This window comes from Hominisplanchenecus murintestinalis (genome assembly GCF_943193015.1).
GTDB lineage: Bacteria > Bacillota > Clostridia > Lachnospirales > Lachnospiraceae > Hominisplanchenecus_A > Hominisplanchenecus_A murintestinalis.
On the sequence record NZ_CALPCM010000079.1, the window covers coordinates 1 to 5,652 of the forward strand.

The 5,652-nt window shown below is 47.4% G+C and carries 1 protein-coding gene; it reads right to left on the reverse strand.

Annotated elements, in window-relative coordinates; translation table 11 throughout:
* Positions 1-5,338 (reverse strand): leucine-rich repeat protein (locus NFR99_RS14500; protein WP_251354000.1); only part of this gene is annotated, 5,338 nt, incomplete at its 3' end.
* Positions 5,339-5,652 lie beyond the last annotated feature (314 nt).

Sequence of the window (5,652 nt, forward strand, 5' to 3'; positions counted from 1 at the left end):
CTTTTCCATTGCTCAGCGTTACTTTCTTCAGCTTCTTACAGTTCATGAACGCCTGTTTCTCAATTGTCTTTACATTTACGCCTACCGTTACGCTTGTAAGCTTCTTAAGTCCCTTGAACGCGCTTGCGCCAATCTTCTCCACTTTATAGCTCTTACCGTTAATCTTCACGGTCTTCTGGATAGTAACGCTCTTTGCGTCCTTGAGAATCTTTACAGCTACTGCCACTTTCGGGTTCTTCTTGTCAAGCTCGTATCTTACGTTCTTAACATTTACGAAATTCTCAACCGGCGTTGGGTTCGGTCTCGGTGCCGGTCCCGGTCCCGGTCCCGGTCCCGGATTTGGTCCCGGATCCGGCGTAACACCACCAGACTTAAGCACCAGTTTGTATGCATTGAACTTGCTCAGCAAATCATTCAGCTCTGCCGCTGTTGCTGCCGGATTTTTCATTGCGTCCTCCAGCTGCTTCTTCAATGCTGCGTAGCCGTCCCAGTTCGAGTATTTGCTGCTTTCGCTGTCCTTCACTGCGTTATTCAGTGCAGTCTGGACATTTTTCTTTGCTGCCTCCAGAGCAATTTCTTCTTCTGTCGGAGCCATTACAAACTCATACTCCTCTACCTGCTTTGCCAGTCCTTTCAGTTCATCAGGAGTTACTGTCAAATCTTCCAGCTTATCCCTCAGCTGCTGCACAAGATCCAGATATGCCTGCCAGCTCTCTTCAGTGTAGCCTTTATTCTCGGTCTCTACTTTGGAGAGTACTCCAACCGCTTCATTTTCTGCCTCCTGTCTTTCCACTGTCTTCAGGCCTGCCAGGGCATCATTAAATTCAGCTGCCAGAGCATTCAACTCCTCAGTTGTGTAATTATCAGTTCCTGCAGTATATTTTGACTCAGCCTGCCCATATTTTTCCTGGAAGACTCTCCAGCTGTCAGCCGTGTAGATGGGCGTACCGTCTTCCTTCCTATTGTTGGTAGCATACGCCTCTTGGCTCTTGTGATGTGCTGCATCTAAGGCTTTCTTCGCCTCTTCTTTCTCAGCGCTGCTGATTGTCGTAAACATGATGTCCTTTGTCACTACCTGGTCGCCATAGGTTGCCCTAACAGTAACTTTCACCTGTCCTGCGCCCGTGACTAAAAGCGTTCCGTTTTTCACTACACCGCTTACCGTGTTGTCAGCGCCTGTCCCTTCTACATATTCCACGTCCAGCGTCCTGCCAGATTCTGCATGCTTTGTACAGCCATAACTGTCATAACGGACAATCGTATTCCCTTCCAGGTCTACGCTTCCGGTTTCTGCAGCTGCATCCTCACTTGCCTTGCTTACAGGGATTTCTATCGGACCGTTATAAACTACAGAACCGATTTCGCATTCACATGTATCTGCCGTTTTCTCTACCAGCGTATCATTTATATTCCTTAATGCAGCCAATGCATCTTCATATACGCTCTGGTCTCTATCCAGCTTAGACTTCATAAGAGCCTCTGCCCTGTCGTATGCAGCGTTGTATGCCTGCCAGCTCCTGCGTGTATAATTAGATGCTTCGCTTGCCTCTTTCCGTGCATTCGCCTCGTCTGCCAGCCAGCTTCTGAGAGTCTCCTTCGGCTCAGGCAATCCTTTGCTTGCATAAGTATAAACCAGTGTTCCGTCGCCGTCTGCCAGCTTTGTCGCTTCAACCAGAGATTCCGCTGGAACGTTCACTTTATTCCCCTCTGCATCCAGTGTATACAGGAAGTTCTTCTCTATTGCACTCTCAGGGAATACCAGATCCTTATCGCTTTCATCAACCAGCGCTTTTTCGCTTGTTTCAATTTCCACTTTCAGCTTGTAGTCTTCATACGGGCTTGGATACTCTACTTCTGCCCCATCCGCGTTCAGCCATGTATAATTCTTTAAGCCATATGCTGAATAGTATCCTGTAAGCTCGACATTCGGCTCATACTGATCTATTTTCTCGGCAAAATACTGTTTCAGGGTCTTTGTGCTGTCATTCCATACATTATCCGTAAACTTGTCATCGCCAGGCTTAATCTCCGTTGCATAATTTGCAAGCCAATTGCTGTCATCATCTTTCTGAGTAAGCGTATACATCTCAAAATCTTTGATGCTTCCATCATAGAATTGATAATCTCCGCCCTGGCAACTATTATTATTATCTCCATGTAATCCGTAATCATAATTCCAGCCAATGCCAAAGTTCGTATTGGCAGATGGCGCTACCAATGCACCAGAGCCAGACTGCGTTGCACGTCCCCTCTTATTGCCCAGATACAGCTCAAAAGCTCCGTTTCCAAAGTAGGCTACCATCTCCACTGACTGACCGAGCATATCGCTGACATTGACCCTTGTTGTCGGCCAGCCGTTATTATGCCCATATACCAGTAATTCATTGCCCTCAAGCTGTATTCCCCACTGGTTGTTCAGCATTCCTATGATAGTCTGCTTATGAGTCACGCTTTCCGGAAGGTTCAGGGTGCAGCGAATAAGGAATTTATTATCCGCATTCCCGCTCATGCTAAACAGGGCGTTTACACCTGCAGGATTCTCCTCTGTCGGCGCCTGGTACGGTGCATGTACGACTCCGCTAAAGCTGTTGTCCGGCAAAACCTTGAAATTATATTTCGCATCATTACCTGAAAGGTCTTTTTTATACTTAAACGCCACGTCTTCTCTGTCGGCGCTTCCTACGATAGCGTTTACATCCGCCATCTCAACCTTCTGTTCCGCCGCGCTTCTTGTGATAACCGCTTTCGGATTATTTTCATCCACTTCCAGGCTAACAGTCCCTTTTCTGCTTGCCGCTTTCAGGCCATAAGCGCCATTCTCCGTATAGTTTGCCTGAAGTTCCTGCAGCGCCTCACGGTAAACGCTCTCCGGATAGTATACGACATCACTTGGGAAATCCTCTGCCGTACCGTCTCCTTCTGCCGTCTCACTTCCTGCCTGATATGCGCCTACCAGACTTACTGCATAGTCATATGCCTCTTTAAAGGTCAGCCAGCTTCTTTCCGTGTACTCCTGGAACGCTGCCTCTTCCCCAAGCCCGGCAATTCTCGCCATATCTGCCGCCCGTTCGGAGGATTTCACTTCTTCTTCAAGAGCCGTATATGCTGCCTGTGGGTCTGCTATCTGATCAAAATCAAAATACACATTCATGTAATTCCAGCCGGCTTCTTCCTCCCCGAAAGTAAGGCTTCCCGTATAAGGCTGTGCCGTCATACCATTTACCGTCACATTTGTCAGGTCTGCAAACGGGTTTTTACTTTTCAGTCTCACAACCATCGTATAAGCTTTCGCCCCGAATTTCTCATCGGTCGTGGCCGCATTTTTATTACTCGTCAGCGTCCAGATCGTCTCGTCTACCAGATACTGGCCTTTTGCCGCCGGCGCCGCATATGCCTGTACATCTGCAGGCTTAGCGCCGTAAGAAGGCTCTTCTACTGTAAGCCTTACATCTGCATTCTCAGCCGTTCTGCGGAATCCGTTGATTTCAATCTCGCTGATTGCCGCATTTACTGTCATCTCATCATCTTTCAGCTGACCATTTAAACCGGAAAACTCAAAGCAGACATAGCGTCCCAGCTGCCTGCTTGTATAATCTGAAGCAGCAAATGCGAACTCTTTATACTGGGTATCTGTATCGCCTTCATACCCTGTCACTACCTGTTCCCAGTTATCAACAAAATCAAGACTTCCTCCCAGCGTTTCAAAGTTATACTCGTCTCCGCCTGCCGGGCTTGTATAAGTGTCCGATGTGAAAACCCGGCATACTTTGGCTGCAGCCAGCTCCGACCATGTAATCTTTACAGGCGTATCCCCGCTCAGTTCTGTTATCGTACCTTCACCCAGGTCAAGAACAAGATAAGCCTTGTCGCCCGTTTTCATGTTGATTCCTTTTCCTTCTGCCAACACCGACGGCGTCCAGGAACCGTTTGACGCACCCGTCTTGCCATCAAACGCAAACTCTTTGCTGTAGGTTGTCTCATCCATTGTATCCTCGCCTGAATAACCTACAATCCTTGTCTCGCTGCTTTCTCCCACCAGCGCTACATTCTCTGCTTCCTGCTGCACATGCTTCTTTCCGGTAATAGAAAATGCCCTGAGAGCCGCTTTATTCCCGGAAGATACATTTGCTTTCTTAATAACCAGACGAACATAACGTTTCAGTTTAGTCGTCTTAAGTTTAAGGTTATCTACTTCTGTATCTTCCTGGAACTCCTGTGCCGGAAATGTAATTGACATATCCTCATAGTTCCCTTCTCCGGCGTCATATTCTGCAACTGTTGTCCATCCCTCTGTATCCAACGATGAAAGTTCAACTGCATCTACAAGGTCAGCGCTCACATTTTCTCCAAGCCCTTTACCTACTTTGCAGGTATCCGAAGTCTCTATGCTATACTTGCCTGACCATGCCTGATTATGCCACCTAACCTTGATTTTCGAAATATCCGTTTCAAGGTTATGCAAGTCATAGATAATATAGCTCACTGTGGTCTGGGTATTTCCGCTCTGCCAATGATCTTTCTTAGGGCACCAGTAATACCCTCTGCCTTCCTGGGAAATATCGTCTCCCCTGCCGTTAATTGTATTCTCAGGCGCACCTTCTCCCGAAGTCGTACCTGTGTATGCCGCTATCGTAGTCTGTCCGCCCTGCGCCGTGCCCAGAGCTACATCATCTTCCGCCTCTTTCTGATCCAGGCGCCCGGCCTCATTAATCAGCACACGTTCCCCGGCAATCACTTTATTCGCTTCTATTTCTTCCGCTCCCTTTACGCCGCCGGCCGTCCCCAGTACCTCTATACGCACATGCTTTGCTATCTGTGCCATATCAAATACGGCTTCATGCCTGTTGTTTCCGTCACTGCTGTATGCTTCCCAAGCTGCGTCTTCCGGAGTCTCATAAACCTGAAGCCAGCCGGAACCATGAATATCTGCGGCATCCGGCGTATCAATATTTGATACGTAAACCCTGCACCGCGTAATACTTCCGAGAGGCCCTGCTGAGAGATAAGAAACAGACCCCAACAGCCTTGAATTCTCCAGCGTGAAGTAAAAATTCTTATGAACAGCTCCTGTTGAATCCTCAATCGTATTTGTCTGCATGTATCCGGAACGTCTGTTTAAACTCGAAACCGGCCTGTCCGGATTATCCGCACTTGCGCCAATATCTGATTCCAAAGTTATCTTGTTCTCGTCAACCGGACGATACCTGTAGCTCAGCCCTGCCTCCTGGTCTGTCTGCACTGCCGCTTCTGCTGAAATCCCTCCCAGGCCAGAAACCGGAATGCCTGTTACTACCAGGGCGCCGGCAAGGAAACCCGCCAATAATCTTTTCAATTTCATAATTATCTGTTCTCCTCCATCCATACTCTGTGCTTTTCACTGTGATCCTTATTTAAGTGACAAAAACCCAGGAATCTTTTTTTAATATTTTCTTCACCTCCCTCAAAAAGTTCCTGTCTTTTTTCATCTTATCATATTATGTTTAATAAATCAACTTAGAAAGTCTCTCAAAAAGCCGCTCCCCTATGGAGAGCGGCTTTTGCTGTTTCCTATATCTCTTATTTTGTTACTTTTGCACTTTTTGCCCCTGCTTTCTTTACTTTCTTAAGCAGAGCTTTGCGGTCTTTCGCCTTTTTCAGTTTCTTCGCTTTAAC